Annotated in this window: 29 protein-coding genes; 14 read left to right on the plus strand and 15 right to left on the minus strand. The window is 50.3% G+C overall.

Annotated elements, in window-relative coordinates:
* The coding region (locus H6750_19840) for a peptide chain release factor 3 (protein ID MCB9776564.1) at window positions 1–178 on the plus strand (178 nt) is incomplete at its 5' end.
* A 161-nt stretch (window positions 179–339) separates the two neighbouring features.
* On the opposite strand, the gene H6750_19845 is transcribed toward H6750_19840, so the two are convergent.
* On the minus strand, window positions 340–1,641 hold the full coding sequence (locus H6750_19845) for a hypothetical protein (GenBank protein MCB9776565.1): 1,302 nt from the start codon (window positions 1,639–1,641) through the stop codon (window positions 340–342).
* Between the two features lie 861 nt (window positions 1,642–2,502).
* Between H6750_19845 and H6750_19850 the strand changes: the two genes are divergently transcribed.
* Complete coding sequence (locus H6750_19850; GenBank protein MCB9776566.1) at window positions 2,503–3,033, plus strand: redoxin domain-containing protein; 531 nt, start codon at window positions 2,503–2,505, stop codon at window positions 3,031–3,033.
* Between the two features lie 109 nt (window positions 3,034–3,142).
* Here the strand turns inward: H6750_19850 and H6750_19855 are convergent, their stop codons facing one another.
* Window positions 3,143–3,952 carry an inositol monophosphatase gene (locus tag H6750_19855; protein MCB9776567.1) on the minus strand — a complete coding sequence of 270 codons (810 nt, stop codon included), beginning with the start codon at window positions 3,950–3,952 and terminating at the stop codon, window positions 3,143–3,145.
* A 296-nt stretch (window positions 3,953–4,248) separates the two neighbouring features.
* Entirely contained in the window at window positions 4,249–4,773 is a 525-nt protein-coding gene (locus H6750_19860; protein MCB9776568.1) for a winged helix-turn-helix domain-containing protein, read from the minus strand.
* Window positions 4,774–5,349: 576 nt separating this feature from the next.
* Here H6750_19860 and rlmN point away from each other — a divergent pair.
* Window positions 5,350–6,453 (plus strand): 23S rRNA (adenine(2503)-C(2))-methyltransferase RlmN, encoded by a 1,104-nt coding sequence (gene rlmN, locus H6750_19865; protein MCB9776569.1) that lies wholly within the window; start codon window positions 5,350–5,352, stop codon window positions 6,451–6,453.
* A complete protein-coding gene (gene larE, locus H6750_19870) occupies window positions 6,440–7,267 on the plus strand; it encodes an ATP-dependent sacrificial sulfur transferase LarE (GenBank protein MCB9776570.1) in 828 nt (275 codons plus the stop codon). The genes rlmN and larE overlap by 14 nt, the downstream gene beginning before the upstream one ends.
* 394 nt (window positions 7,268–7,661) lie before the next feature.
* Here larE and atpF read toward each other — a convergent pair whose 3' ends face one another.
* The 4 genes from atpF to H6750_19890 all read right to left on the minus strand — a co-directional run bounded on the left by atpF (window position 7,662) and on the right by H6750_19890 (window position 9,523).
* Window positions 7,662–8,168 (minus strand): F0F1 ATP synthase subunit B, encoded by a 507-nt coding sequence (gene atpF / locus H6750_19875; GenBank protein MCB9776571.1) that lies wholly within the window; start codon window positions 8,166–8,168, stop codon window positions 7,662–7,664.
* Between the two features lie 14 nt (window positions 8,169–8,182).
* The gene (atpE, locus tag H6750_19880) at window positions 8,183–8,410 is read right to left on the minus strand and encodes an ATP synthase F0 subunit C (GenBank protein ID MCB9776572.1); all 228 of its coding nucleotides are present in this window, start codon (window positions 8,408–8,410) and stop codon (window positions 8,183–8,185) included.
* Window positions 8,411–8,483: 73 nt separating this feature from the next.
* Window positions 8,484–9,209, minus strand: a complete 726-nt coding sequence (locus tag H6750_19885; GenBank protein MCB9776573.1) for a F0F1 ATP synthase subunit A — start codon at window positions 9,207–9,209, stop codon at window positions 8,484–8,486.
* 23 nt (window positions 9,210–9,232) lie between these two features.
* Entirely contained in the window at window positions 9,233–9,523 is a 291-nt protein-coding gene (locus H6750_19890; GenBank protein MCB9776574.1) for an AtpZ/AtpI family protein, read from the minus strand.
* Between the two features lie 110 nt (window positions 9,524–9,633).
* Here H6750_19890 and H6750_19895 point away from each other — a divergent pair, with 110 nt between their 5' ends.
* From H6750_19895 to H6750_19905, 3 genes are read left to right on the plus strand one after another with little or no spacing between them, the layout of a single operon-like run.
* Complete coding sequence (locus tag H6750_19895; GenBank protein MCB9776575.1) at window positions 9,634–10,215, plus strand: hypothetical protein; 582 nt, start codon at window positions 9,634–9,636, stop codon at window positions 10,213–10,215.
* A gap of 3 nt (window positions 10,216–10,218) precedes the next feature.
* A complete protein-coding gene (locus H6750_19900) occupies window positions 10,219–11,727 on the plus strand; it encodes an anthranilate synthase component I family protein (GenBank protein MCB9776576.1) in 1,509 nt (502 codons plus the stop codon).
* Window positions 11,727–12,635, plus strand: a complete 909-nt coding sequence (locus H6750_19905; GenBank protein MCB9776577.1) for an aminotransferase class IV — start codon at window positions 11,727–11,729, stop codon at window positions 12,633–12,635. Before H6750_19900 ends, H6750_19905 begins: the two co-directional genes overlap by 1 nt.
* A 3-nt stretch (window positions 12,636–12,638) precedes the next feature.
* On the opposite strand, the gene nadB is transcribed toward H6750_19905, so the two are convergent.
* Both nadB and H6750_19915 read right to left on the minus strand, forming a co-directional pair.
* Window positions 12,639–14,282 carry an L-aspartate oxidase gene (nadB, locus tag H6750_19910; GenBank protein MCB9776578.1) on the minus strand — a complete coding sequence of 548 codons (1,644 nt, stop codon included), beginning with the start codon at window positions 14,280–14,282 and terminating at the stop codon, window positions 12,639–12,641.
* Between the two features lie 34 nt (window positions 14,283–14,316).
* The gene (locus H6750_19915) at window positions 14,317–14,811 is read right to left on the minus strand and encodes a hypothetical protein (protein MCB9776579.1); all 495 of its coding nucleotides are present in this window, start codon (window positions 14,809–14,811) and stop codon (window positions 14,317–14,319) included.
* A 224-nt stretch (window positions 14,812–15,035) separates the two neighbouring features.
* Here H6750_19915 and H6750_19920 point away from each other — a divergent pair, with 224 nt between their 5' ends.
* Window positions 15,036–15,131 carry an AURKAIP1/COX24 domain-containing protein gene (locus H6750_19920; protein ID MCB9776580.1) on the plus strand — a complete coding sequence of 32 codons (96 nt, stop codon included), beginning with the start codon at window positions 15,036–15,038 and terminating at the stop codon, window positions 15,129–15,131.
* 363 nt (window positions 15,132–15,494) lie between these two features.
* Entirely contained in the window at window positions 15,495–17,261 is a 1,767-nt protein-coding gene (locus H6750_19925; protein ID MCB9776581.1) for an ABC transporter ATP-binding protein, read from the plus strand.
* 116 nt (window positions 17,262–17,377) lie between these two features.
* Here the strand turns inward: H6750_19925 and H6750_19930 are convergent, their stop codons facing one another.
* Entirely contained in the window at window positions 17,378–18,043 is a 666-nt protein-coding gene (locus H6750_19930) for a hypothetical protein (GenBank protein ID MCB9776582.1), read from the minus strand.
* 362 nt (window positions 18,044–18,405) lie between these two features.
* On the opposite strand from H6750_19930, the gene H6750_19935 reads away from it, so the two are divergent.
* The 5 genes from H6750_19935 (at window position 18,406) to H6750_19955 (ending at window position 22,656) form a co-directional block, all read left to right on the plus strand.
* Window positions 18,406–19,074, plus strand: a complete 669-nt coding sequence (locus H6750_19935; protein MCB9776583.1) for a methyltransferase domain-containing protein — start codon at window positions 18,406–18,408, stop codon at window positions 19,072–19,074.
* A 138-nt stretch (window positions 19,075–19,212) separates the two neighbouring features.
* Window positions 19,213–19,896 (plus strand): type 1 glutamine amidotransferase, encoded by a 684-nt coding sequence (locus H6750_19940; protein MCB9776584.1) that lies wholly within the window; start codon window positions 19,213–19,215, stop codon window positions 19,894–19,896.
* A 132-nt stretch (window positions 19,897–20,028) separates the two neighbouring features.
* Window positions 20,029–21,204: an LL-diaminopimelate aminotransferase gene (locus H6750_19945; GenBank protein ID MCB9776585.1), complete on the plus strand. Its 1,176-nt coding sequence runs from the start codon at window positions 20,029–20,031 to the stop codon at window positions 21,202–21,204.
* Between the two features lie 9 nt (window positions 21,205–21,213).
* Complete coding sequence (folK, locus tag H6750_19950) at window positions 21,214–21,792, plus strand: 2-amino-4-hydroxy-6-hydroxymethyldihydropteridine diphosphokinase (GenBank protein ID MCB9776586.1); 579 nt, start codon at window positions 21,214–21,216, stop codon at window positions 21,790–21,792.
* Between the two features lie 3 nt (window positions 21,793–21,795).
* The gene (locus H6750_19955) at window positions 21,796–22,656 is read left to right on the plus strand and encodes a pantoate--beta-alanine ligase (protein ID MCB9776587.1); all 861 of its coding nucleotides are present in this window, start codon (window positions 21,796–21,798) and stop codon (window positions 22,654–22,656) included.
* Here H6750_19955 and H6750_19960 read toward each other — a convergent pair.
* The 5 genes from H6750_19960 to H6750_19980 all read right to left on the minus strand — a co-directional run bounded on the left by H6750_19960 (window position 22,653) and on the right by H6750_19980 (window position 26,844).
* Window positions 22,653–23,297, minus strand: coding sequence for a TPM domain-containing protein (locus H6750_19960; GenBank protein MCB9776588.1), 645 nt, complete (start codon window positions 23,295–23,297; stop codon window positions 22,653–22,655). The two genes, H6750_19955 and H6750_19960, sit on opposite strands and share 4 nt — an antisense overlap.
* Before the next feature lie 6 nt (window positions 23,298–23,303).
* Complete coding sequence (locus tag H6750_19965; protein ID MCB9776589.1) at window positions 23,304–24,209, minus strand: TPM domain-containing protein; 906 nt, start codon at window positions 24,207–24,209, stop codon at window positions 23,304–23,306.
* Between the two features lie 30 nt (window positions 24,210–24,239).
* Window positions 24,240–24,836, minus strand: coding sequence for a LemA family protein (locus H6750_19970; GenBank protein MCB9776590.1), 597 nt, complete (start codon window positions 24,834–24,836; stop codon window positions 24,240–24,242).
* Window positions 24,837–25,033: 197 nt separating this feature from the next.
* Window positions 25,034–25,405, minus strand: a complete 372-nt coding sequence (locus tag H6750_19975) for a hypothetical protein (GenBank protein ID MCB9776591.1) — start codon at window positions 25,403–25,405, stop codon at window positions 25,034–25,036.
* Window positions 25,406–25,473: 68 nt separating this feature from the next.
* The gene (locus H6750_19980; protein MCB9776592.1) at window positions 25,474–26,844 is read right to left on the minus strand and encodes a glycerate kinase; all 1,371 of its coding nucleotides are present in this window, start codon (window positions 26,842–26,844) and stop codon (window positions 25,474–25,476) included.
* Window positions 26,845–26,853 lie beyond the last annotated feature (9 nt).

Below are 26,853 nucleotides of genomic sequence, written 5' to 3' on the forward strand. Positions count from 1 at the left end.
ATTGCCCTATGAATCCAGCGCCTGGCTGGTGGGCGATGTTAAGACCTTTAAGCCGCCCTCTGATGCCCTCGTCGTCAAAGACAGCCGGGACAGAGCCGTCGTCCTGTTTCGCAGCTCCTGGTCGAAAAACTTCGCCGGCGAACGCAACCCCGATCACAGTTTCCGGGATATGGGGTAATTTCGTCTATCGGAAAATCCTTCCACTCCTCTTAGGTATTTGCATGTCGTCGCCCAAGATTTGACAGAATGATAATGACATGAGGCTTGCGTTGCGACTGAAGCTGCTTGATCAATAAAGGGATTCTGTGTTCCGTGTGCGGGGAAGGTCATAGAAATGGACTATTCAGAAGGGGACGGCTTTCTTCCATTTAACCAGATCCCCAACATCAGGATGAGCAGGGATGATACGACACTGGTTAAGGTGTTGATGGCACCCGTCATATTTAGCACGGAATAAATAAAATTAAGATCAACAAGTATTCTATTCTGGTACAAGGTAAAAACGATGGTAAATACTGAACCGGTACCGATACACACAGGTATTATCCAAATCCATGCTTGGCGGAAATATTTCGCGATCAAAACCCATCCGATGACTAATGTGAATTGAATAATAATTGTGGTAATCACATTAAAGATCATTCGAAATTCTCCTGAGACAGAAAAATCTGAATCTTGCCATATCCAACCTAGTCCCAAGCCAAAGAAAAAAAGTACTGTGGCAACTATATAGCGTGCATACATGGCAGGCTGTCCAATAATGGTATATGAAGAAAGATCATGATCAGGCAAGATCACACTCAGCACGTGTTTTAGTTGCTCAGAAACCCCTGTTGACGTTCGATCGAACTCTGTAAACCACCATTTTTTCTTGGAGGTGCTCTGGCCGAAAATCGGGGTTCCATCTTCTGTGAAACCAATGATGTAAATGGCATCCTGAAAATTTGGCAAATGGATTGGAAAATGTTTTTCTATTATTGCCTTAAATTCCTCGTAGAATGCCTTCTCTTTTTTAGCTCTTCCTTTTTTTGTTAGAGCATCAGTGGGACGTGGTGGTAAATAAAGAAGCAGAGAGGTATGGTGAACATTGTTTTTTACCGTCTCGATCTCCCACTCTATGCCGGCAGATTCACCAACGGTTAATACAACTAATCGAGATTGACTGAGCAATTCCTCCACTTTCTTCTGCCAGCCCTGCTGCCGCACAAAAATTCGATAAGCTCCCTGAGGAAAGATTCCTATTCGTGATTCCCAATTGGGTTCTCCTATCGATACAAAAGGTCCGATGGCATTGAGTGCAAGGAGGAAATCCTCGCTGGTACCTTGAATGGGGACGGTACTTTCGCCTGCTGAAATAACGTCATAGGTTCTTGATTTGTCTTCATTAAAAGGACGGAGGAACAGCACCGGCGGTCGGTTGTCAATTTCGGCAATTCGGTCAAAAGGGGGTACCAGAAAATAGCTTGAAAAAATGACCATGACGGTGCATGTAATCAATCCAATGATGGTGAGCCAAAAGAAGCCAACTGACCATCCCTTAAGTGTCATTAAGCCGCTAACTAGCACTCCGCACAGCAAGCATCCAACCGTACCGATCAAATAAGTCGTATATCCAATCAGAGTCCTGGTGTTTTCAGACATGTGAGAACTCCAAACCCCGGTATGGCGCTTGTTTATTATGCGAACAACTCGAACATATCATTTCAAAAGTATTGCTAATTAATTTGGGGTTCCATTGTTAAATGTATATTCTGCTGAATGTGAACAGCAATTCTAGAATGTTGGATACACTACAATCATGCTGTTTTTCCTGCGGGCATCGACGAGCACCTCAGGGAGCTGTTCACCGGTTACAATGTCCGACTCATGGAAAACGCCAGCCCGCCTGGTTCATGATGACCGCATCTGCACGTTGGCGGATGGCGGGGCAGGCATAGGAAATAAAGACAGGATGGATATGGGTCTGGCTCAGTGAAAAAATAAACGATGAAACTTATTGAAGGATAAAACGAAGCCGCCAATTGTGGGTCAAATTTTCCATGAGTGCAATCGTTTGTAAAAACAGAGTTTTACCTTTGACAACAAGTCTGTCATTCTGGGCCAACGGCGAAGGATCTGTGCCCATGTTGAATATGGCACAGGTTAGCCCGATTCTTCGTTTCACTGAGGATGACAGGGGCTTCCAAACTTGCTCAAATTATTCATAGCCCAGAATTCATAAGGACATAGTCTGGCTGAAGGAGTTCAAGATTGTACAAATCAATCTTCTACTTTTTGTTGAATTGATTCCGCCAACTGATCATGCTTCTTTTCTTCTATTTGGCTGAAGGCAACTATAAAAACAAAACGCGGGAAAAACTTCAAGTTTTCCTTATCTCGCAGAGGCTAAGTTTTATGAAATGGGCTGTGTAACAGACGGATGACTGGAAAGACCAAGCAGAGCGGCAGGTGAGTGAGTGGCTTACCAAAGGAAGGCAAAAAATTCATAAAGGAGCTGTGGAAATGTTCAAGAAACCAATGAAAATTTTGGTGGGTATGGCTCTTTTCGGAATGATGAGTGTCTTCTTGAATTTTTCCTCCCTGAGTTTTGCGAATACTTCTCCAGCACCTGACATCATTAGTCCAGCGTGGATTAACTCAGTGCCACTCAAGATGGAAGATCTCCGTGGCAAGGTGGTGATGGTGGAGTTTTGGACATTTGGATGCTGGAACTGCCGGAATATCGAACCGTATGTCAAGGAATGGCACGACAAGTACGCCAAGCAAGGGCTGGTTGTAATTGCAGTCCATTCGCCGGAATTCAAATATGAATACGATGTGCAAAAGGTCAAAGATTACATTGAGGAACACCACATTCCCTATGCCGTGCCCATCGATAATGAATTCCGGAACTGGCGACAGTACCGCAATCGCTATTGGCCGACGCTGTATCTGATCGATAAGCGGGGAAATATTCAATACACCAAGATCGGTGAAGGCAGCTATGAAGAAATCGAAAAAACTATTCAGCAGCTACTGGCCGAACCGACCTAACAGGACGTTTGTGAAGAGGTATGCAAAGATCAATAGGTAGCGAGAAGGCTGGAGGAAAGAGCCTTTGAGGAAATCGTGATCCGGTTTTGATCAGGGGGAGATGACGGACTTATTCTTGACGACATTTCTTGAGGACCTCAGCCATTTCCTGATGGATATGGCCGTTGGTGGCGATAAGGGTGCTGCCATAGATGGAGTAGGGTTCGCCTGCATAATTTGTTATCTTTCCCCCGGCTTCCTCCAGGATGACTTTGCCTGCCGCAGTGTCCCACGGATTGAGTTGTAGTTCCCAAAAGCCATCGAATCGGCCGCAGGCGATGTAGCAGAGATCAATTGCGGCGGTGCCGGTGCGGCGCATCCCGCGCGCACGGAGGGTGAATGCGCAAAATTCCTTGAGATTATTATCTTTGGCGGTGTGCACGTCATAGGCAAAGCCGGTGACGAGTAACGCTTCATGTAAATGAGGTGTCGCTGAGACATGAATGGGTGTGCCGTTGAGTGTGGCCCCCTTCCCTTGTTGCCCCAGAAACAGTTCGTCCCGTGTGGGATCATAGACCACTCCCAGGACGCACGTGCCTTCATATTCCACCCCGATAGAGACATTGTACATGGGAAAGCCATGGGTGAAATTGGTGGTTCCGTCCAAGGGATCGACGATCCATTTGACGGGATGGGTGGGGATGTCCTGCAGGCCCTGTTCTTCGCTGAGGATCTGGTGTTCGGGAAACGCATGTCGGATGGTCTGAATGACAGCTTCTTCTGAGCGCAGGTCAGCTTCGGTGACCAGGTTGATGGCTTGGTCCTTTTGGTGGATCTGAAATCCTTTTTTGGCATAGTCGAGCAGGATCGCTCCGCCCTGCCTGGCGGCTTGAATGGCGATGCGGGTTAAGGAGTGATATTCGGTAGGGGATAGTGCCATAGATGATGGGAAATAGATCGATTTTGAGCATACCTGAAGTCTGCGGAAATCCCAAGCGTCAGGATGCGATCATATGAATTTGTTGTGTGAGTGTTTTAAGGGAGGTGAGGAGAAAAACACACCGGGAGCGGGTGGCCCCACTCCCGGTGGCACTGCAGGTGGGATCTACAGCTACTTCTTCTTGGTTTTTGCTTTAGCTTTGGGTTTCGCGGCCGCGGCCTTTTTCTTTGGAGCGGCTTTCTTTTTCGTTGCTGCCAATTCACTCACCCCCTTTCAGATATGCCCGTCAATATTGGTCAGACGGCTTTGGTTAAAGATTTTTCGTGATTGACTTCGAATGTATTCGGGCCCACTTTACGAAAACGAGGATCCCTTTTTAATGATGTTGCGACAGAGGTGACTGGGGTTTTTCCCCGGATAGGCATCCCGCCTTCTTTGAGTCGTTGAAAAAGTTCTTTAGCGTGCAATGGACGACCAACCTCTTGAAGAACCATGTACACTGCATCAGGGACGCTCATGCCCACGTATTTGCTTCGGCCTAGCAGAATTTCCCTCGACTTAGACGCGACGTCAATGTTGGTTGAGGACAGATCCCCCTCTTTTTCCGAGAAGATCTGGCTGGAGAGACTCGCCAGTTTCGCTTTGTCGGCTTCGACGCGATAGAGGGTTTTTGCCAACTCCAGATATTTCTCAACCGTCGCAATTTCCTCACCTACCTGCTCCCGTTTTTTTTGGAGATCCTTGAGTTTGCGCTCATACACACTGATGCGCTGTTCCAGCCCATCGCTGATATCTTTAAGCTGGTCATTTTGGTCCTCCATTTTGCAAACTCCACCATATGTTGAGCCTCATTCTATTCGTGTTTTAAAGCAATGTCAACAAGCAAGCTTTAAATTTTTAATTTTAAAGGGTGACTTCAAACAAATATGCAAATTGCGATTGGTTGTTTATAAATAAATGGTGTGTTTGTAAAGATGTCATTATAAAATTACATGTTAAAAATGAAAGCCTAAATTTTGGGCCTTAAGATTTTATAAATTCAATATTTGGTATGTTCTTTATCTTTAGATTTTAAATGTGCCTTATTAACTAGGTATTATATCGTGGTGGAGGGGTTTGTTTTTTTTAATTGTTGATGAGGGCATGGAAGAAAATTTCTATAACAATCGTCAATAAGATAGAGATATCGTTTATTGGTAAGAATTTAAAGTTCGGAAGTATAGTATTGAACAACTCGGTGTTTGAAGCATGCCAGGGATGACATGACAACAGGTTGTGGTGTAGAAATACCTAGTATTAATTTGGCATTTCCGTAAACTCTCGACTATTCTTGAGGTGGCTTGGGGGCCTAGGGATGTTATGATTGTCGAGATATTTAATTGTGAGATTCAGATCTGATGACCAAAAATACCGTCCATTTTAACCTGCTGGCCCTTAATGCGAATGAACTGAATGCTTTCGTTCAGGAACTCGGTTGGCCACGATTCCGGGCCGACCAAATCCTGAGATGGCTCTATCAACATCGTGCAGTGGATATTGATTCGATGACGAACCTGTCAAAAGCCGACCGGGCCAGGTTGCAGGAGGTGTCGACCATTCACCGCATGGGGTTTTCACCGCCAACGATTGCCAGCGATGGCACGGCAAAGTTTGTATGGAATTTGGAGGATGGCCTGGCTGTGGAAACGATATTGATCCCGGATGGTCGTCGACGGACTTTGTGTCTGTCATCTCAGGTCGGCTGCACGCTGGATTGTGGATTTTGTTTAACGGCAGAGATGGGCCTGAAGCGAAGTTTGCGCGCGCATGAAATTGTCGGGCAGGTGTTGAATGTCCAGGCTTATCTGCCGGAAGGGGAGCATCTGTCTTCTCTGGTGTTCATGGGAATGGGAGAGCCATTAGTGAATTTTGAGCCGGTCGCCGAAGCGATTCAGCGTCTGACCAATATTGAGTGGGGTTTGGGTTTTTCTCCGCGACGGATTACGGTGTCAACAGCAGGATGGATTCCGCGATTTCCCGATGTGCGGCGATTAGGCGTGAATCTGGCCATATCCTTAAACGGCACGACCAATGAGCAGCGGGCACGTCTGATGCCTGCAGTGAATGGTCGCTATGATTTATCCCAATTGCTCGATGCCTGTCGCGATTATACCCAATTCAGCGAACGCCCCCTGACGTTTGAGTATGTGTTGTTAGCGGGGGTCAATGATTCACTGGATGATGCCAGGCGTTTGGTGCGCCTTTTACAGGGAATCCGATGTAAGGTGAATTTGATTCCTTTTAATGAATTCCCGGGTAATCCGTTTCGGCGTCCGTCATTAGAAGTTATTGATGCCTTTCAAGCAATTGTCAGAAGCAAAGGTCTGGATGTGTTTCTCCGAAAAAGCCGGGGAGACGATGTGTTGGGAGCTTGCGGTCAATTGGGTCGATCAGCTTCCGAAGTTTTACATCAGACGACGACGAACAAGAAAAGGAGTCTCCCTCTCTATGCTCAGCCTTAAGCCAACTCTGCAGGGGAAGTATGAGGCCTTGCAATCGCTTTTTCAGCAAATGGGATCGGTCGTAATCGCGTTTTCGGGAGGGGTCGATAGCACCCTTGTGTTAAAAGTGGGCTTTGACACACTTGGGCCCCGGACTAAAGCGGTCACGGCGATTTCGCCAACCTTTCCATCGCTGGAGGTGGAAGAAGTCAAGCGATTAAGTGCCGCGATCGGGGTGCCCTTGCAATTTGTGGAAACGGATCAATTGCAAATTGATGCGTTTGTCAAAAATGATGCAACCCGGTGCTTTCATTGCAAGACAGACTTATACCGGTTACTTTCTACCCTTCGGGATGCCGTGGGATTTCAGACAATCGTAGACGGGACTAATGTGGATGACTTAGGGGAAGATCGTCCCGGTATAAACGCGGCCCGACAACTCGGCGTGCGGAGCCCTCTGGTTGAAGCGGGATTCAATAAGGCGGATATTCGGGAATTGGCGAAAGGTTTGGGGTTGGCAAATTGGAGTAAGCCTGCCGCAGCCTGTTTGTCTTCACGAATTACCCGTGGACTTCCAATTACAAAAGCCTATCTTTCACGGGTAGAGCGTGCCGAGGCATTTTTGGTGGCTCAAGGAGTGACGCAAGTGCGGGTCCGCCTTCACGGCGATTTGGCGAGAATCGAGATTGCCCCGTCCCAAATGTCGATTTTGACACAAGAACCGGTCAGATCCCGGTTAGTGGAGGAATTTAAGAAGCTGGGATTTCAAACGGTGACGCTGGACTTAGAAGGGTATCGGGCCGGAGGTGGAAATCTTTCCTCAGCGAACGATTGAAGCATAGGTCATGATTTTTGGAGTAAGTTATTGGGAGTGTCTCACTCAAAAACCCTTGTTGGGTCTGTTGAAAAAAGCCGCCAGCGGCGTTCTCGCCATTTTTCCCTGCTCACGTACTACGCGTACGCTCCGCGCGCAAAAGCGGCTGCGGCCTTGCTGGACGGACTTTTTGAACCGACCCGGAGCCTTTGATGAGTGATCTAATCCTGGGCAAATTTGCCCTTGAACATCTTTATTATTCAACACTCCCTTGTTTGCAAGTGTCCTTGGGAACACCATAAAAAAGAGGGAAGTGTTTCTTCCCTCTTTTTTATAGTAACCGGCGTTTTGATGTAGGCGATTCTTGAAAGAATAGTTCTGTGCTTGAGGCTATTCGCAGAGAATGGGGAAAGCCTTAGTTTTTTGATTGGGCAGCGACGGCTGCGAGCGCTTCTTCAGCATATCGCCGATGATCATCGTCCGATAGACTTCGACCGATCACCTTTTCCGCAACCATGAGGGCAAGCTCAGCGGATTGGGTCTTGATGTCTTGAATGGCCTTACGTCGTTCCCGTTCAATGTCTTGGGTCGTTTCCTCTTTAATTCTCTCGGATTCGGCCCGAATCCGTTGCGCGTTTTCATCAAGCAGTCGTTGAGCTTGTTGCTTGGCTTCTGCCAGGATCATTTCCACTTCTTTGGCAGCCACCTGCAGTTTGGCCTCGTATTCTTTGAGCTTTCGTTCTGCTGCAAGCCGGTTTTGTTCGGCCTGGTCGAGGCTTTCCCTGATCTTTCGTTCCCGGGTTTCCAGTGTTTCCAGGATCGGGGGGAGGGCGTACTTATAGAGCACCCATAAGAGGATCCCAAATGACAGGAGTTCCCAAAATATCAGCGACGAAAAGAAGTGTGAGTCAAATTGTGGCATAGGTCAGGAGCCCTTTATCCTTTGCCCATGATGATAAAGGCGATGACCAGTCCGTACAGCGCGATCGCTTCGACCAAGGCAAACCCGATCCACATGTACTTGCCGACTCGAGCTTCGGCTTCTGGTTGGCGGGCAACCGCCTCAATCATTTTTCCAAAAATATACCCGATGCCGATACCGGCACCCGCAAAGCCCGCCGCTGCCAGGCCCATTCCCAAAAGTGCTGCTGCTGCAGAATCCATTGTAGTGTTGTCCTCCCAGTTTAAAAGGGACTAATTGTAAAAACGTCCTCTGATCTGTTCGTTCGAATGACAGTTAGTGTAAATGCATCGCGTCGCCAATATAGACGCAGGTTAAAACGGTAAAAATATAGGCCTGAATAAAGGCAATCCCGACTTCTAAGCCATAGAGCGCGATAGTAAAGGAAAAAGGCAGCCATCCTATCAGGAGGCCGCCGGCAATAGTGAGACCGAACAATACCCCAAGAATCACATGGCCTGCAGTCATATTGGCGAATAATCGGACAGCCAGTGAGATTGGTCTGGCAATTTGACTAATTAATTCAATGGGAATCATTAAGGGAAGGAGCCACCCTGGTGTGCCGGGTGGAACGAGTATACCCAGGAATTTTGCCCCATGGAGTTGAAATCCGACGATAAGGCTTAGTAGATAGACCCCTACAGCGAATACTCCGGTCACAATAATTTGGCTGGTAATTGTATAGGATCCAGGTATCAGACCGACCAGATTTGAAAATAAGATAAACAAAAAGAGGGCGCTGATGAGCGGGAAATACCGCATCCCGGAGGCCCCCATCGTGTCGTGGATAATCCCGCGAATAAAGTCGACCAGCAACTCCGCAAGACTTTGGAGCTTAGAAGGTACGAGTGCCCTGGCACCACCGGCTTTCAATAATATGAAAGTCACAAGTCCCACTACGACCCACATCATCAAGACGGCCTTGTTGACGGAAACGTCAAGGCCGAAAATGGAAAGCGGGAGAAAGTTATGAAGCTCGAAGGGATGTAACGGATCTTCCAAAACTAAACCTTGTGTCTAGCGACTCATTGTTTCCAACGCTGAGCTGAACGGTAGGCGTTGCGAACTCCAGCGATTAATCCCAGTACCAGTCCTATCGCCACACCCCACGGCGTGGTATTCAACACATACGAATCAAGTAACCAACCAAGGAATCCACCGACGATAAGGGCGGCAAGAAGGTCCGTCCCCACTCGCATTGCCTGTCCCAGCCCCGCAAACATTGGATCCTGAGAAGGTGCCATTTTTTCAATCGGCAAGGCGAGTCGTTGGAAGGGGTCACATTCAAACAAAAAATCCTGAATCATGTCAAGCAACAAAGGTCCCATTTCTCAATATTGTTATGGTAAGGTAGAGTCAGGGGATAAGGAAAACCAGGAAGCCTCCTCGCGGGTTTAGGTTCGGTTTCAATTTTTGGCTAACATTCATGATGAAACATTTTGTGTTACTCCTGATCATGGCGGTTGCCACAAGTTGGAATTTCGTGTTGGCCACTTCATCCGGAGTTGATGATTTGCCGGATTTAACGGGCGGAGTGGTGCCTGTTGTGCAATACAAGCAGCTTGACCCTTTCTCTGGAAACGATATCTTAACCTCAGTGAGTGAAGTCGAATACACGGTGAAGGTCAAAAACCAAACGGGCCAGCCGCTGATTGCAGACTCCCTGGTCCTGGTGGTGGATTCCGTCCTGGAAATTTCCGGAAAAGAGATCATCAACCGTGTCAGAATTGAAGGTTCCGATGGGGTGACCCAGGATGGGAAACCGTTTTTCAGGATTCCCAGTACCGGGCCGGAACTGTCACCGTATGGAGAGAGCGAGGCGGTCACCATACGGGTGACAAATCCTGATTTTCTTCGATTTTATCCTCCTGGTGTTCGGGTTCGCGGAATTCGGCGGTCTTCTGAAAAAGCCGTCAAAGATCTGCTCGATACCCTGGTGCAAAAGGGGTTGTTGTCTCCCGAAGACGCCATGCGGGCGTTGGAATCTCCTCCATCAGGTAGTCCTTAACCCTTGTCCCCCATTTCCAAGCATGCCGAAGGAGGTGTTTCTTCCTCGGTTCATTCGAATCCGTATTTTCCGCTTATTCAGCATTGTTCCCCTCCTTTTGATGATCCCTTTGATCTCTTTGGCCGGGTGACCGGTTATGCTCCGCATTCATTTTTCATGGAGCATGATGCCGTTCGGGAGGGAGCGCCGCATCGTTATTCCTACATGGGATGCAATCCCTATCGTGTCGTTCGGGGGAAGGGGCATACGTATGAAATTGTTTCGGCAGATAAAAAGGAAACGCACATTGGTGATCCATTCGCATTGTTGCAGCGTACCTTTATAGGTCAGCCGGTTCCTTCGTGGCCCCACCTCCCGCCTTTCCAGGGAGGAGCGATCGGTTGTTTCAGCTACGACCTTGTTCGCATGTTTGAAGTCTTACCAGAACGTCTACGGGATGATCTGCATTTTCCTGATCTGTACTTTCTGTTTGTCGAGATGTTTGTCATTGTGGATCATCACGCGCCAGGGGCCTGGCTGATATTTTCACCTTCGCCGGAACGCCTGGCGACCGAAAGCTGGGATCATTTGCATCGCGAAGGACTGGCGCGCCTGTCTGATCTGCAAGCCAGGGTGATGATCCCTGAGAATCTTCCAACAAAGATGCACTCCCCGCAGTCCTTGTTTCGCATTGAGGGGGAGCAATCGTCTTTGGAGTATATGGATCGCGTGCGTGCCTGCCAGCAGTTTATTGCTGCGGGGGATATTTATCAGGCCAATCTCTCTCATCGGTTTCGGATAGAGGGCTTGACTCAGGGTTTTGCAAGCCAAGCCGAAGCCGGAGCCGACTTATACCGGCAATTGCGCAAGGTTAATCCCTCTCCCCATTCGGCATTCCTCGTGTTGGAGTCCGACGTCATTGTGTGTAATTCCCCGGAGCGATTAGTCCGTCTTGCAGAGGGATATGCCGATATGCGTCCAATCGCGGGCACCAGGCCTCGTGGCAAAGAATCTCACGATGATCGCCTCCTGGCGGAAGAGCTGTTGTCTTGTCCCAAGGAACGGGCGGAGCATCTCATGTTGGTTGATTTGGCTCGAAATGACCTGGGGCGGGTATGCGATTATGGATCCGTTCGGGTCAATGAATTCATGACGGTAGAGCGATATTCTCATGTCATGCATATGGTTTCCCAGATTTCCGGCCGTTTGCGGGGCACTTGCCATGCTTTCGACCTTATTCGAGCCACGTTTCCTGGAGGGACGATTACCGGAGTGCCGAAAGTCCACTGCATGGAACTTATCGAGCAGCTTGAGCCTGTTCGTCGGGGAATATACACCGGGTCGATTGGGTTTATTGGATGGAATGGAAATCTTGATTTGAATATTGCCATTCGCACGTTGTTGCTCACGGAAGGACACGGATGGCTTCATGTGGGAGCGGGGATTGTGGCTGATTCCGAACCGGACCGGGAGTATCAGGAAACGCTTCAAAAAGCCGAAGCCTTTTTTCAAGTTCTAAAAGCGAACGGCTGATGACAAAACAGGGAAAAGAGATGTGGATATTTCTCAACGGGGAGTTTGTGAAAAAAGAACAGGCTCGGATTTCGGTCTTTGACCATGGGTTTCTGTACGGGGATGGAGTCTATGAAACTTTGCGCGTCTACCAGGGACGAATTTTTTTATTAGAACGGCACCTGGCGCGACTTCGACGATCCTGTGAACTGATCCGCCTGGTTCTTCCAATTCAGGATCATGCCTGGGCAAGCATCATGACCGAAATGCTCATTCGGAATGGGCTTCAGGATGCCGGTCTGCGCGTGACGATCTCTCGAGGGGAAGGAGAACTCGGGATTGACCCCGGTCTCTGTCCCAGCCCCACTATCGTCGTGATGGCAAAGCCTGTAGTGTCCTATCCTGCCCAGATGCGGGAGCAGGGAGTCCGGTTGCAGCTCGTCTCTGTTCGACGGAATCCAAAGTCTGCCCAATCGCCGCAAATTAAGTCGCTGAGTTTTCTCAACAACATTCTGGCCAAGCAGGAAGCTGGGCAGGCTGGAGCGTTTGACGCTTTGATGTTGAATATGGATGGCCATGTGACGGAATGTACGACGAGCAATATCTTTTTTGTGTCCAACCACCGGTTGCATACTCCTTCGGTGGCTTGCGGGATCCTAGAGGGGATCACTCGGGAAGTGGTGATAATCTTAGCAAGGGAGTTAGGGATTGAAGTGGAAGAAGGGGCGTATGCGGCCGCGGACGTGCTTCAAGCGGATGAGTGCTTTATAACGAATACGGGTTTGGAAATTATGGCGGTCTCTCAAATTGGAAGAAATTCTATTGGACAAGGCAGGAGTGGGGAAATCACGATGGCCTTATGGCGGGCTTTCCAGGAAAATTTGGAACGATGGTTGGGGCCGGTTGTCACGGGCCCACACGCATCATAACATTCAACGCTGTGTGGTCTTTCTTGGTTTCTTCCGGGTTATTTCTGTGGCCTTGGAAGGATTTTCCTGTTGACAGTGGCTATGGTTTTTCCATGCCAAACCTTTATAGAACGGAAAGTCTTCGCGGAAATGGGCGCCGACACTATTGGCTCTCCACAGTGCAGATTCGGCAATACATTGCCCAACCAGAACCATATTCCGTGTTTCTAATCCCGGCCGGTTCCACGGAGCAGCCGACAGCTTTTGCGACCATTGCTGGATCTGATCGACCGCTTTCTTTAATGAGTTTCCTGTCCGCACCAATCCGACTTTGGACCACATTAAACGCCGCAGGGAGTTTCTAATTTTTTCCACATCTTGAGTGGACATCTTCCGGCCGGTGGGTTTTCGGAGAAGTAGGGAATCCAAAAAGTCTGGAGCAGAGCCGGTCGTCGGACACATTGAAGCGGTTTGAGCTGCGCGATAGCCAAAGACCAGACCTTCCAGCAAAGAATTACTCGCCAGTCGATTCGCACCGTGCACGCCGGAGCAGGCCACTTCTCCAGCCGCAAACAAACCTGGAAGGGTAGAGGCCCCATGCAGATCGGTTTTGACTCCCCCCATAAAATAATGAGCGCTGGGGGAGACGGGGATCCATTCCTCCGTGATGTCGATATCGTATCGTAGGCAGGTTGAGTAAATGGTGGGAAACCGTTCTTTCAGAAAGGTTGCCCCCAAATGCGTCACATCTAAATAGACATGGCGGGCTTTGGTTCGTTGCATTTCTGTCCAGATCGCTCGGGATACAATGTCTCGGGGCGCGAGTTCCTGGCTCCGATGATAGTTTTTCATGAAGCGTTCGCAGCGATTATTTCGCAAAATTCCTCCTTCTCCTCGTAGCGTTTCCGATAGCAAAAAGGGAGGGCTCGAAGGGAGATACAGTGCGGTCGGATGAAACTGGACGAATTCCATATCCTCCAGCATGGCGCCGGCTCGAAATGCCATGGCGATGCCATCTCCTGTCGCATTGGCTGGATTGGTGGTTCGAGCATAGACCTGTCCGGCTCCTCCTGTAACCAAAATCGTGGCCGGAGCAGAGACGATCTTAAGATGCCCACTCAATTCATCCAGAATTAATGCGCCCCAGCATCGTCCCTCTTGGATACACAGCTCAACCGCAACATGATTGCCCATCCATGTCAGATTTTTCAGAGTTTGGGCTTTTACGCTGAGCGCACGAACCATTTCGCTGCCGGTGGCATCCCCTCCGGCTCGTAAGACTCGGTGGCGACTATGGGCTCCCTCTCGGGTGAACGCCAGCTTGCCATCCACGGTGTCGAATTTTGCTCCCCATTCGATCAATTCATGAATGCGAGAGGGGCCTTCTTCAACGAGTATTTTTGTGGCTGGCCGCGAACAGAGTTGATGGCCGGCTTTGAGGGTATCCGCCAAATGGAGAACCACGTCATCTTCTTCACTCATCGCCACCGCCACGCCACCTTGGGCGTAAAAGGAATTATTGTCCTGGGGGCCACCTTTGGCGACCATGATGACTTGTCCATGTCGACTCAATTCAATTGCGGCTCGAAGACCCGCCACCCCTGCGCCCAAAATCAGAAAATCCGTGGGAATCACATGAGAGGAATGGTGCGATGTGATGGAAGACATGGTAATGACTGGAACAGGACAAAAGGATTGATGATTATGAGGGAAAATTGAGACGGTGTGTCATACCAAACGGCAGGTCTCCTTCGATCCTGCGGAGCAGAATAACTTGATTGCCACTCCATAACAGAATTCCATGACCGCTCGCTTGAGCGGAGGGTCCCTGGGGAGTGCGTTCCCAGTTGCCTTGCCAGGATACAAAGGCCGAAATTCGGTCTCCATCAATCACCATGCGGTCGATGGTCAGGTCTAACCGAATACTTGAAAACGTGGCAAAGTCCTCCCGAACATGGGCCTCAAGGAGGTCAAGATTCTCCAATGGAAGGAGTAATTCCTGGAAGCCCGAGGCATCTTGATTGACATAGGCCGTTTCCAGTGCTTTGATGGCCTGCACCACTCGTTGGAATCTGGCGTGGTCCTCGGGATATTTTGGGGCTTTTTTCGAACATCCTGTTCCGGCAAGTGACAAAATGACCGAAAAGGTTATCAAAATCGTAAAAACATGTTTATTCAAAAATTTAAGTAGAATCATGAAATTCTATAATGAAGAAGAATGCCGGAGGGGGTCAAGAGAATTTATAGAAAGTTAATGATTATTATGGGAAGGACCAGCTAAGATGCAGCTGCTTTCCTTGACACCTTTCTTGGCCCTATGATAGTTAGTCAGCCGGTAGGAGGGGGCCAGTTTGGCAAATACGCGGAAAAATTTTTTCGAACAACGGTAGCAGAAACGATTTCACCCAGGAATGTAACTTTATGTCGAGTGTTGTCAAAAAGCGTAGGAAGAAAATGCGCAAGCATAAACACAAAAAGCTCCTTCGCCGAATGAAATTTGCCAAACGTCGTAATTAATTTCCATAGGCCGGGATGGTCAAGGGTTTGCATATGACCCAGGGGAAAAAAACTCGTATTCGGGTACGTTCCTCTCTGTCATCTTATGTGGGAGATATCTTGATCCCGCCTATGCGAAATCGAATTTCAGATGTTTTAAATGATGAGTCTGTCTTGTTTATTAACTTAACAGATGTGCTGATCAATGACACTGAACATTCTGCGTTTGTGGCTTTAAATAAAAATCAGATCGAATCGGTTATTCAACTCGACTAGCCGCTTCATTCGTCTTTTCTCTCGCCTTGTTGCGCCTGCCGGTTTGGGTTTTAGGGCATCCCGTTCTTACTCTCAACGGATACTATCACCTGTTCGTGTAAGGTCTTTATGAACTATCTGTCCCGATTCATTCCCTTCCTTCGTCCGTATCTGATGACCATGGCCGGTGCGGGGGGCCTGGTGATGGGTGTTGCAGCCTGCAACCTGTTACTCATCCGGTTGGGCGGCTCCTTGTGGGATCTTATTACGGTCCAACGCGATTTGCCGAAATTGACAAGCATGGTATGGGTCTTTGTCGGATTGGTGATCGGGCAGGGCCTCTTATCCATGGCCCATAGTTATTTGACCTCGCTGGCTTCCCAGCATGTGATGGCGGATTTCCGTACCCACGTTTTTTCTCATCTCCATCGGTTGTCACTGAATTTCTTCGCCAAACGGCGCACAGGAGAGTTGATTTCCAGATTGATGAACGATGTCGGGGTGATTCAAAATTTATTAACTGAGACCCCGATGGATGCCCTGAAGCATCTCGTGACCATCATTGGGGGCGTGGGATTTTTGTTGGTGATGAATTGGCGGTTGTGTGTCCTGATTCTCATACTTTTGCCATTGCTGGCCGTCGTCGCCAGGATGTTTGGGAGGCGGTTGAAAGCCTTATCCATGCAAATTCAAGATCAAACGGCCCATGTTACCACGCTGATTGAAGAAGTGGTGTCAGGCATTCGTGTGGTCAAATCGTTTGTTCAGGGTAAACGAGAGGACGCGCGGTTTCGTTCAGCCGTAGAGACTCTATTAGCCACCACTATGAAACGGACAGCGGTGTTGGCCGTATTTGTTCCTGTCATCACCTTCTGTACCTTTGTCATGGCGATTGGCGTCTTATGGTATGGGGGCAAGCAAGTCATCGAAGGCCAGCTTTCTCCTGGGGAATTATTTGCCTTTGTTTTATTTGCGGGGATTTTAATTGGCCCGTTTGGGTCAGCGGCCCGAATGTTCTCTCAGGTTAAGGAAGTGCAAGGCGCGATGACGAGGGTATTTGAACTCTTGGATACGCCACTGGAAATTCATGATAGTCCGATGGCAAAGGCCTTAACGCCCATTCATGGAAAAGTCGAGTTCGATTGCGTGCAATTTGGCTATGAGGGCCGATCCCCCGTATTGGATGCGGTGTCATTTTCGATTCAGGCCGGGGAATGTGTGGCGTTGGTAGGACCCACCGGAGCCGGAAAAACAACAATTGTGAATTTACTGCATCGATTTTATGATCCAACTGCAGGCCGGGTGCTTATCGATGGGCATGATCTCAAATCCATTCAAGTGGAGAGTTTGTATCAGCAGCTGGCGCTTGTGCCGCAGGAAACCCTGCTTTTTGGTGGAACGATTGCAGACAATATCCGGTATGGTCGAGCCGATGCCTCTGAATCTGACATGATTGAGGCTAGTCGCCGAGCCAATGCCCATGAATTTATTCAGTCGCTCCCGGATGGCTATGACACAATTCTCGGGGAAAAAGGGATCAATTTGTCGGGTGGACAGCGGCAGCGCATCGCCATTGCCAGGGCGCTGCTTAAAGACCCGAGAATTTTGATCCTGGATGAAGCCACCTCAGCATTGGATAGCCAGTCGGAATCGCTGGTCCAGGCGGCGTTAACGGAACTGATGAAGGGACGCACCACCCTCATGATTGCGCATCGGTTTTCTTCCATTCAGCGGGCGCATCGTATTCTGGTTCTGCATAAAGGCACAATTGTGGAAGAAGGCCAGCACGAAGAGCTACTGGCCAAGCGGGGGCTCTATCATCACCTCTATACACTTAGAGAGGTCGAGGGAATAACGGAGCCCAGGGAAGACTCAGCCCAACCGTTGTCTCAATAAAGAGTCATAAGAGCCGAATGGATAAATAAAGAAAAGCAGGCCCCTTGCCGCCTGCCATTGAAAGGGTAAGAGGTAGCAGTTGAGAATTGGTTAATCCGGTTCCCGTGAAAATGGGGTTACTGAATTTTGGAGAAGTCGGCTGGTATGTTGATCAGTTTTCCATCAGGAAAAAATACTGCGAGGGTTCCAGGCGCCATTGGATCGAAGTCCGCATAGGCGAAGCGTGCTGTAAACCTCGACCGGTAGCTGACGGTATCCCCTGGATTTTTTCGACCGCGCTCAGCCGGCCCGATATCCACAGGGCGAATGGTCGCTGAACCCTGCTGGAGAGCAATTTCTGCTCCTTCCGCAAAGAATTCATCCTCCCCGCAAAGGCGAACCTCAACTTCAAGGTAGGGCATTTCCAGAATTTCCTGGATTTTGGCTTCCGGCATACGAATGTCTTGTTTCTGGCGTTTGGATTCCGCCGCTTCGCGGCGTCCAAAGTATTCCAACCAATAGAGGCGTGTTCTTAAAATGGCATGCGCCCCACAGGGTTCCACTTCCGGGTCAGCGCCGACCCGAACCGCACGCTCCGAGGCTTTCATCACTGCTGCCACATCCTCGACCGAATCGGCTTGTTCCATCGTTTTGCGACCAGCTGCCATGGCCTTATGGGCTTGATCCAATGTAATGGACAATTCAATTGCGGAGGAGAGCGATGGGTGAGTCCCCACCCCGATCGCGGTCAGGGCACAAAGAGTGAGAGGGAGACGAATGTACAAAGACAGCATTGAAACCATGCGCATTCTCCTTGGTACTTTCGAGGCATGACTCAGGATGAATGCCGGAATTGTAGAGGACACCTTAAGCCATTGCAATCCCTGGATGGCGTCCGGTTAAAGAGGGGGCCTATCCGGACACTTTCACACTTCGAAGGGGGGAGAGGCTGAAAAAAGGATTTCTAGTTGACTCCCTCATGCCGCTCCGGTAGATTAGCGCCCTGTTTGAATTTTTATATACATAGGTGGGCCGTCCCCCTACGGCACCAGTTATTTGGGGTTCTCGCCTCAGGTAAGCAATCCCTTATCACACGGAATAAATGTCGAACGTCAATTTCCCTTGAAGGGGTGTGGATTGCGAAGGACACCATCATGGAGAAACAATGAATCTTGAGAAAGTTGAGCGTGTGTACAGTGCGTACGCATCTGTTTATGACCATACCTTTGGAAAAGTATTTCAGCAATCGCGCGAATCGGCGGTCCGAGGGCTTCCCATTGAGCCAGGGCATCGGGTTCTTGAGGTTGGCGTAGGAACCGGAGAAGCGCTCCCTCTCTATCCCTCCTGTTGCGAAGTCCTTGGTATTGACCTCTCAGATGGTATGTTGGAGCATGCCCGGCGTCGGGTTCAGGAGCACCGTTTGAATCATGTGACCCTTAAGAGAATGGATGCGGGGAAAATGGATCTTCCGGATAATCACTATGATATTGTGATGGCGGCCTATGTCGTCACGGCAGTTCCTGATTATCGAAGTGTGGTGGACGAAATGATTCGCGTGTGTAAGCCCGGTGGCCGGATCATTATGCTGAATCACTTTAGCAATGGGAATAAAGTGATTGCGGCGGTAGAAAAATGGATTTCTCCTCTGTGTAAGCATATTGGATTCCGAACCGATCTTGCATTGCACACGGTCCTGGAAGGCACGTGTCTGATGGTGGTTAATAAAAAGAAAGTGAATCCGCTGCGGTTCTGGCATTTGGTGGAATGTGTGAATAAGAAGAATGGTCAACAGTCTTTGTTTACAAATGGTTTTGCGTTGAATGGACATTCTTAGACCTTTTAATCCATTTCTGCCCTGTCACGTCTCTCTCTACCCCCTGATCTATTGCTCTATCTAAGCCGGGTGACGAAGGGTGTGTCCTGTCCCTCGGTGATTGGCTTCCTGTCCTGAATCAACCCCAATACTTGCCTCATGAAGGTTGCCCTCTGCCTCCAGCATGTCGTGTTTGAAGGTCCTGGCGTCTTTCGTCGGGCCCTGGAAACTCGTGGGTATGCGGTCCGAAATGTGGTCGTTCCTGCAGAGGGTTTGCCTGCGGATCCAGGGGATTTTCTTCTCATCATGGGGGGACCGATGTCCGTCAATGATCGTGATCCGTGGATTGAGGATGAACTCCAATTTGTAAAGAGGGCTCTCGCGCGTGATATTCCTGTCCTGGGTATTTGTTTCGGCGCGCAGTTGCTGGCCAAAGCGTTGGGTGGTTCGGTGGCACCGGGGCCGAAGTTTGAAATTGGCATGAGTTCCGTATCCCTGACCGACATGGGACAGACCGATCCCATACTGCGTGGCATGCCTCAGGACTTTCTCGTGTTCCAATGGCATGGAGAAGGGATCACCCTTCCTCCGGGAGGCACGCATTTGATGACTTCTGCTGATTTTCCTGTTCAGGCATTCCGGATGTCGGATCGAACGTATGGCCTCCTGTTTCATCTGGAATTGGAAGAAGCGGGAATTGCGGCCTTGTGCCGTGAATGCCCGCAAGATGTTCAACGAGGGGGGGTGTCGCCGGAGTCTATTCAAGACCGGTCCCGACCGCATCTACCCGGGCTTCATCAATTGGCTGATCGCCTCATGGAACATTTGGTTCGGATAGGGTGACACCTGCCTCTGAATTCATGTTCCCATTTCTCGTTTCGACATGATTTTTTCCGGGACGGTACCGTAACCGGTTCCATATTTGGTACCGTAACAGGCTCATATTCACCAGTTTCTGAAAAGGAGTACGAATTCATGGCAGGGTTTCCTATTCAGTATGCAGAAAGAATCCGCACGCTCCCCCCCTACTTATTCGCCGCCATCGATGACATGAAGCGTAAGGCCATCGAGCGTGGCATGGATATCATCAATTTAGGTATTGGTGATCCTGATTTGCCGACGCCTGAACCGATCATTGAATCATTACGACGCGAGGCGGGGAATCCCAAGCACCATCAGTACCCTTCGTATGATGGCATGTTGTCATTCCGGACTGCGGTCGCCGATTGGTATCAACGTCGGTTTGGCGTGACCCTGGACCCCAAAACAGAAGTCGTGACACTGATCGGGTCGAAAGAAGGCATCGGCCATATTCCATTGGCCTTTATCGATCCGGGAGATATCGTGTTGGTTCCGAGTCCCGGATATCCGGTATACCCCGTCGCAACCAGTTTTGCCGGGGGAGTTTCCTACACCATGCCATTGACGAAAGAGAATGGGTTTTTGCCGGACCTGTCTGCCATTCCCAAGGATATTGCCCAAAAAGCCAAAATGATGTTTCTCAACTCCCCGAATAATCCGACGTCGGTGGTGGCGAGCAAGGAATTTTTTAAACACGTGGCGGATTTTGCGCAAGAGCATCAGATTATTGTCTGCCATGACGCGGCCTATTCCGAAATTTATTATGACGGCAAACGGCCGGCGAGCTTTTTGGAAGCGGCGGGCGCAAAAGACGTGGGGGTGGAATTCCACTCGCTGTCCAAAACGTACAATATGACTGGTTGGCGCATCGGGTTCGCCGTAGGGAGAAAGGAAGTCATCTCGGGTTTGGGGAAGGTCAAAACCAATATTGATTCCGGGGTGTTTCAAGCGATTCAAGAAGCAGGCATCACCGCCTTGCAACTGGATGATTCGGTGACGGAAGGCTTGCGAACGATTTATCAAGAACGGCGGGACGTCCTGGTGCCCGGCTTGAAAAGCATGGGCTTGGAACTGGATTCTCCTCCGGCGGCGTTTTACGTCTGGATCGGTGTGCCGAAAGGCTTTACCTCGGCGTCTTTCACGGCGCATCTTATTGAGAAAGCCGGAATTGTGACGACGCCGGGCAATGGATTTGGCGATCCGGGAGAAGGCTATATCCGGATGACGGTCACGACCACAAAAGAAAAATTAGCAGAAGCCGTGGAACGAATGAAAAAGATCGGGTGGTAACCATTTATTTTGGCGAATCTGCGAACAAACGAAATGGCTCAGGAAATCGTATTTATCGCTTTTGGCTCCAACGCAGGAGATCGCCAGGAATTGTGCGACCGGGCGGTGGCCCTGATGCATCTGCTCCCTCTTTCCCGTGTCACCGGAGTGTCCTCGTATTACGAATCGGAACCGATCGATCCTCAGGGAATTTTGGGACCCATCTGGTTTTATAATGGTGTGGTGAGGCTGGAAACCACGCTCAGTCCTCAACGACTGCTGGACATACTTCATGAAACCGAACGAGCGTTGGGCCGTGACGAAGACAACCGTCGCGGTCCACGCACGATGGATTTTGACATTGTATTTTTTGGCCAACAGGTGATCGAACAACCAGGACTCACCGTTCCCCATCCCCGCCTCCATCAGCGACGATTTGTGCTGGAACCGCTTGTGGAAGTAGATCCTGATTGGACTCATCCGGTGTTTCATCGTTCGGCAAAAGAGTTGTTAGAGTCTCTGACAGATACCAGTCAGGTCAACAAGTTGGATGTCATCCCCGGGGCGAAGTATGGCTCCCGACAGGCCTGCTCCGGGCCTTCCACTTGATCTATGCGCGTCATCCATTCTGTTCGAAATCTGCATAGCTGGAGAAGAAAACAGGAGTCGCTGGACGGCCCAATCGGATTTGTCCCCACGATGGGCGCCTTGCATGATGGCCATCTCTCCTTAATACAGCGCGCCCGAAAACACTGTGAGACCGTTGTGGTCAGCGTCTTTGTCAATCCGCTCCAGTTTGGGGAGGCTGAAGATTTAGACCGCTATCCCCGGAGTTTCCCCGCCGACCGGCGTTTGTGCCGGGAGGCGGGTGTCGATCTGCTCTTTGCTCCTCCTCCAGAAGAATTCTATCCGGAAAATTTTCAAACAACGGTTACGGTGAATTGTCTCACGCAACGCTGGGAGGGTGAAGCCCGGCCGACCCATTTTCAGGGCGTGACGACGGTCGTGACGAAATTATTCTGTCTGGTTCGTCCCCACCGCGCCTATTTCGGACAAAAGGATTATCAACAATCCCTGGTGGTGAACCAGCTCATACATGATCTCAACTGGGATATTCGAATGGTCCTCTGTCCAACGGTGCGGGAATCCGACGGGTTAGCCGTCAGTTCACGCAATCGGTACCTTTCAGCCGACCAACGATTGCAAGCCGGGCTCTTATCGAAGGCCTTACGCGAAGGGGGCGATGCCATTAAGAGGGGAGTCCGGAAAGTTCGGACCATCCAATCCCGGATGGAAAAATTTTTACGCAGCGACCCCGATGTGCATCCGGAGTATCTGGCAATTTGCAATTCCAGGAATCTGGAACCACTGACTCAGGTGCGTGGAACGGTTGTCATCTTAGGAGCCGTCAGACTGGGAAACATTCGGTTGATTGATAATCTGCTGGTCCGCTGTCCCCGATCACACGGTTAACCTGGAATCAGGTCGTTCGGGAGTTCGTTGGGATTGGGATCGGTGGGACCTGCCGGAAAATATTCGCCTAAGACCTCACCACATAAGGTAATGGCCTGACACAACGACTCCACGGGATTCCCTTTGTGAAAGCCTTCTTGAATGAGGGCCAGCATATTCTTCCAGGTCTCCGGGGGAACCCGATCCAGGATAGCGCGGTCTGTCAGAATCTCAATCCGGTGTTCGAGTAACGATATAAGAATCAGCACGCCTGTTCCGAGTTCTGTGCGATGCAGACCATGCTCCAGAAATGCCTGATGGGCGCGGAGGTTCGCTTTATAGGCCATTCGTTCGTTTGAGGTGAGGATCCGAATCACCGGGTCGAATGTTCCCAACCAGAATCCGAGCCCATAGGCCGCCATGACTGTCAGCAGGAGCCAACCGGCATTGGTGGCATGCCACCCCCAGGACATCCATTCCCATTCAATGGTTATGAGGCCACTGAGCGCGAATAAGGCACAGCCTGCTCCGGCGCGATATTGCGTCTCCCGGTATCGTGCCGAGCGTTCCACGATCATCGGCACGATTTCTCCACGAGTATGGCGTTCAGCTTCTCTGACGCTGTGTTGGATGCGTTCCTGATCCTGGTCTGAAAACGTCATCGTGAATTACCAGCTTCCCGAGGCACCCCCGCCACCAAAGCTGCCTCCGCCTCCACCAAATCCACCACTTCCGCCCCCAAACCCTCCCGATCCTCCCATTGGCCAAGACTGTCCGGGCCATCCAACCCTGGAGCCATATCCCAATGCGTTACGAGTCGATGGACCATCGACGCTATTGAACAAACCAACAAGAAGAGAGGTTACAACACCGGCGAGCATACCCAGCCAGAGAGCCGCAGGAAAGGCCACTAAAAACGAAAGGAGCATGCCTATGACACTCCCATTCACACGTCGCCGTGAGCCGAACAGCAAACCCGTCAAGGTTCCTAAGAAGACCGCTAAGCCAAAAATTTCCCAACGCCCGACAGGCTCAGCAGCATGATCAGCGGAGGATGGAAGGTTTGTGTACGTCCCTTCGATGGTGCCGAGAATGGCGTGAGTGCCGGCAATGATGCCCTCGGAGAAATTCCCCGCCCGAAAACGTGGAACCACCTCATGTCGTATGATTCGGGAACTTTTGGCATCGGTCAACGTGCCTTCCAGCCCATACCCTACTTCGATACGAACCCGTTTTTCTTGCATGGCAATCAGGAACAGGACGCCGTTGTCTGTCCCCTTTTGGCCAAGTGCCCAGGCCGTTGCCACCTGATGAGAAAACTCTTCCAGGGGATGCCCCTCTAACGAGGCAAGCGTGAAAACGGCCACCTGGTTCGAGGTTTTGGATTCATGGGCAGCCAGGGCCGTGTTCAGATCGGAAATGGCCGAAGGTGAAAGAAGATGGGCCTGGTCTACCACCCGACCGGTGAGAGGAGGAATATCCAGGCTCCACCCGGATGGTGCCAGAAGGAAGATACTCAGGAGCCCCAGCCAGGCTACCCGGAAAAGGCTCTGCCCTGGTCTCGGCCTCATCATGTTCATGCCGTCCGGTGTCCCGATGTCAGGTTAAAACTTCACCTCGGGAGGTGTCGACACCGCTTTTTCATCAGCGACGGTAAAGCTTGGTTTCACCTCAAGTCCCAGGAGGTATTTGGCGGTCAGATTCGTCGGAAAAAATCGAACGCCCTTATTGAACTCCGCGACCTTGTCGATATAGCGCTTACGGGCGACCGTGATACGATTTTCCGTGCCTTCCAGTTGGCTTTGGAGATCACGGAAATTTTCGTTGGCTTTGAGATCAGGATATTTTTCCACGACAACCATCAGGCGGGAAAGGGCGGAAGAAAGCCCTTGCTGGGCTTCCTGAAATTTCTGAAACACACTCGGGTCTTTTAAGGCTTCAGGTGTCAGTGTCAGGCCGGCGACTTGAGAGCGGGCCTGTGTGACCCCTTCTAAGGTTTCCTTTTCGTGAGCCGCATACCCTTTGACTGTCGCCACAAGATTGGGAATTAAATCGGCCCGGCGCTGGTATTGGTTCAAGACTTCGCTCCAGGCGGCATTGGTTTCTTCGTCCAGTCCTTGGAGGTCATTATAGCCGCATCCGCTCAGGAACAAGGGCAAGACGAGCAATCCAAGCACCAGGCACTTGAGAATTCTTTCCATCGTTCATTTCTCCTTTACCAGCAAGCTGGATGTTCAGCAAAATAAACCGCCCCCAAAGAGATAGACATTACATTCTTGAAAACAAGGAAATGAACAATCCAGGTAACAGGAGGATCCTCGCTGGAATCGGATTGCTGTAAGAAGTCCAGGTATATCCGGCCGGATTGCACGCTGTCATGTTGGTAAGGCCCGCAATGCTAAAGAGATTCACCGGAAGCCATTTGTGCGGCTAACAGATCCTCAAGCCGGGCCGGGGAGTAGGTTGGGGGTTTGACCCATTTGCCGTCTTCCCGTTTGTGCCCGCCAACTTTACTCATGTTCGACCGGTGGACTTCCTGGAAGACCGGTTCCATGTCAATGCCAAGAGATACGGCGGTGCCATAGACGACATACAATAAATCCGCAAGTTCCTTCGCAATAGACGGTAAGTCTTTTTCCTGCATGGCTTCCTGCAGTTCATCGAATTCTTCCTGGATGAGACGTTTCCGAAGGATTCGGGTTGGTTCATCCGGAATAGAGGGAGTAGGAGACACGTGGATCTCGAATTGCTTGTGGAATTCCTGGACCATGCGTTGCGCGTCGTTCAATGTTCTTGACCTCCTCTGGCACCTACAAAGGCGCAGAAATGAAAAATAATTTATGAAATGGCGACGATCAGATAAATGTCGTTCACGTTCGTGCCGGTTGGGCCGGTCATGATGTGGCCGCGGATCTGTTGGAAGATGGTATAGCTGTCATGTTCATGTAATGCCTGCTCAATTGAGAGCCCTTTCTTCTTGGCCCGCTGAACCGTCTTCCCATCGACGACCGCACCGGCCGCGTCGGTTGGGCCATCTGTCCCATCAGTGCCAAACCCTGCCACAAATACATTTGTGAGTCCAGCCAATTCCCCGGCTGCCGCCAGGACGCATTCCTGTGCCCGCCCACCTCGGCCTTTTCCGTTCACGGTGACCGTCGGTTCTCCTCCGGCGATGAGACAGGCTGGTGGATGAACCGGGTTGCCGAATTCGACGAGGTCTCTGGCGAAACCTCCCAGGATGCTGCCGATCTCCTTTGCCTCCCCTTGCAAGGGATAGGGAAGAATGAAGGGTTTGAGTCCTAACCGCTTGGCAGTTTTGGCCACGCCCTCGAGAGCCTGGCGGTTGTTGGCAAGCACAATATGCCGATTTCGTAACGACTGCCTTCTGGTTGGTTTCTTGGGTGCCCGAAGGGACTTGGTGAGACCTTGTTGTAAGTGGCGTTGTAAGGCTTCAGGCACTTTGCGCCAAATCGAATATTGTTGAAGAATATCGATGGCATCCTGGAACGTGGAGGGATCTGTGACTGTCGGGCCGGATCCGATGGTGGAAAGGTCATCTCCTAACACATCGGACATGATTAAGGTCAGGATCGTCGCCGGGGTGGATTGGGCTAATTGTCCACCTTTGATGGCGGATATATGTTTCCGGACAACATTTATCTCATGAATGGTAGCTCCGGATTGCAGGAGTAACTCGGTGGTCCGTCGTTTGGCAGCTAAGGTGAGACCGATTGATGGGGCGCAGAGCAGGCTTGAAGCTCCACCCGAAAGGAGAACAATCAACAAGTCATCTTGAGCGAGCGATTGAGTCAGTGCCAGGAGTTGTTTCGTGGCCTTTACCCCTCGTCTGTCCGGAATCGGATGTGCGGCATGACACATGCGAATCCTATGGCATGGGGTATCGTGTCCGTCCGGGATAATGACCATTCCGCCTTCAAGCCGATCTCCGAGCATCTGTTCCAGGGCCATCGCCATCGGCGCAGAAGCTTTTCCGGCTCCGACGCAGACGATGCGACTATGGTGGGTCAGGTCGTAGTGGAAATCATGAACCTGAAGGCGGTTCCTGGTGAGATGGAGAGTATTTGCGATGGCGAGAGCAGGATTACACGCCTCCAGGCCCGCATCAATGAGGGATTCCAACATTCGTTTTGTGTGCGGATTGGCATGTTGGACGATGACCCGTGGTTTTTTGAGGTGTGATTCTGACATGGTAGTGAT

It is taken from the genome of Nitrospiraceae bacterium (genome assembly GCA_020632595.1).
Taxonomy (GTDB): domain Bacteria; phylum Nitrospirota; class Nitrospiria; order Nitrospirales; family UBA8639; genus Nitrospira_E.

Bases quoted from the DNA above. Each gene is read 5' to 3' on its own strand.
- H6750_19845 (MCB9776565.1), bottom strand. From the start codon at position 1,641: ATGTCTGAAAACACCAGGACTCTGATTGGATATACGACTTATTTGATC.
- H6750_19850 (MCB9776566.1), top strand. From the start codon at position 2,503: ATGTTCAAGAAACCAATGAAAATTTTGGTGGGTATGGCTCTTTTCGGA.
- H6750_19855 (MCB9776567.1), bottom strand. From the start codon at position 3,952: ATGGCACTATCCCCTACCGAATATCACTCCTTAACCCGCATCGCCATT.
- H6750_19860 (MCB9776568.1), bottom strand. From the start codon at position 4,773: ATGGAGGACCAAAATGACCAGCTTAAAGATATCAGCGATGGGCTGGAA.
- rlmN (MCB9776569.1), top strand. From the start codon at position 5,350: ATGACCAAAAATACCGTCCATTTTAACCTGCTGGCCCTTAATGCGAAT.
- larE (MCB9776570.1), top strand. From the start codon at position 6,440: ATGCTCAGCCTTAAGCCAACTCTGCAGGGGAAGTATGAGGCCTTGCAA.
- atpF (MCB9776571.1), bottom strand. From the start codon at position 8,168: ATGCCACAATTTGACTCACACTTCTTTTCGTCGCTGATATTTTGGGAA.
- atpE (MCB9776572.1), bottom strand. From the start codon at position 8,410: ATGGATTCTGCAGCAGCAGCACTTTTGGGAATGGGCCTGGCAGCGGCG.
- H6750_19895 (MCB9776575.1), top strand. From the start codon at position 9,634: ATGATGAAACATTTTGTGTTACTCCTGATCATGGCGGTTGCCACAAGT.
- H6750_19905 (MCB9776577.1), top strand. From the start codon at position 11,727: ATGACAAAACAGGGAAAAGAGATGTGGATATTTCTCAACGGGGAGTTT.
- nadB (MCB9776578.1), bottom strand. From the start codon at position 14,282: ATGTCTTCCATCACATCGCACCATTCCTCTCATGTGATTCCCACGGAT.
- H6750_19915 (MCB9776579.1), bottom strand. From the start codon at position 14,811: ATGATTCTACTTAAATTTTTGAATAAACATGTTTTTACGATTTTGATA.
- H6750_19920 (MCB9776580.1), top strand. From the start codon at position 15,036: ATGTCGAGTGTTGTCAAAAAGCGTAGGAAGAAAATGCGCAAGCATAAA.
- H6750_19925 (MCB9776581.1), top strand. From the start codon at position 15,495: ATGAACTATCTGTCCCGATTCATTCCCTTCCTTCGTCCGTATCTGATG.
- H6750_19930 (MCB9776582.1), bottom strand. From the start codon at position 18,043: ATGGTTTCAATGCTGTCTTTGTACATTCGTCTCCCTCTCACTCTTTGT.
- H6750_19935 (MCB9776583.1), top strand. From the start codon at position 18,406: ATGAATCTTGAGAAAGTTGAGCGTGTGTACAGTGCGTACGCATCTGTT.
- H6750_19940 (MCB9776584.1), top strand. From the start codon at position 19,213: ATGAAGGTTGCCCTCTGCCTCCAGCATGTCGTGTTTGAAGGTCCTGGC.
- H6750_19945 (MCB9776585.1), top strand. From the start codon at position 20,029: ATGGCAGGGTTTCCTATTCAGTATGCAGAAAGAATCCGCACGCTCCCC.
- H6750_19955 (MCB9776587.1), top strand. From the start codon at position 21,796: ATGCGCGTCATCCATTCTGTTCGAAATCTGCATAGCTGGAGAAGAAAA.
- H6750_19960 (MCB9776588.1), bottom strand. From the start codon at position 23,297: ATGACGTTTTCAGACCAGGATCAGGAACGCATCCAACACAGCGTCAGA.
- H6750_19965 (MCB9776589.1), bottom strand. From the start codon at position 24,209: ATGATGAGGCCGAGACCAGGGCAGAGCCTTTTCCGGGTAGCCTGGCTG.
- H6750_19970 (MCB9776590.1), bottom strand. From the start codon at position 24,836: ATGGAAAGAATTCTCAAGTGCCTGGTGCTTGGATTGCTCGTCTTGCCC.
- H6750_19975 (MCB9776591.1), bottom strand. From the start codon at position 25,405: ATGGTCCAGGAATTCCACAAGCAATTCGAGATCCACGTGTCTCCTACT.
- H6750_19980 (MCB9776592.1), bottom strand. From the start codon at position 26,844: ATGTCAGAATCACACCTCAAAAAACCACGGGTCATCGTCCAACATGCC.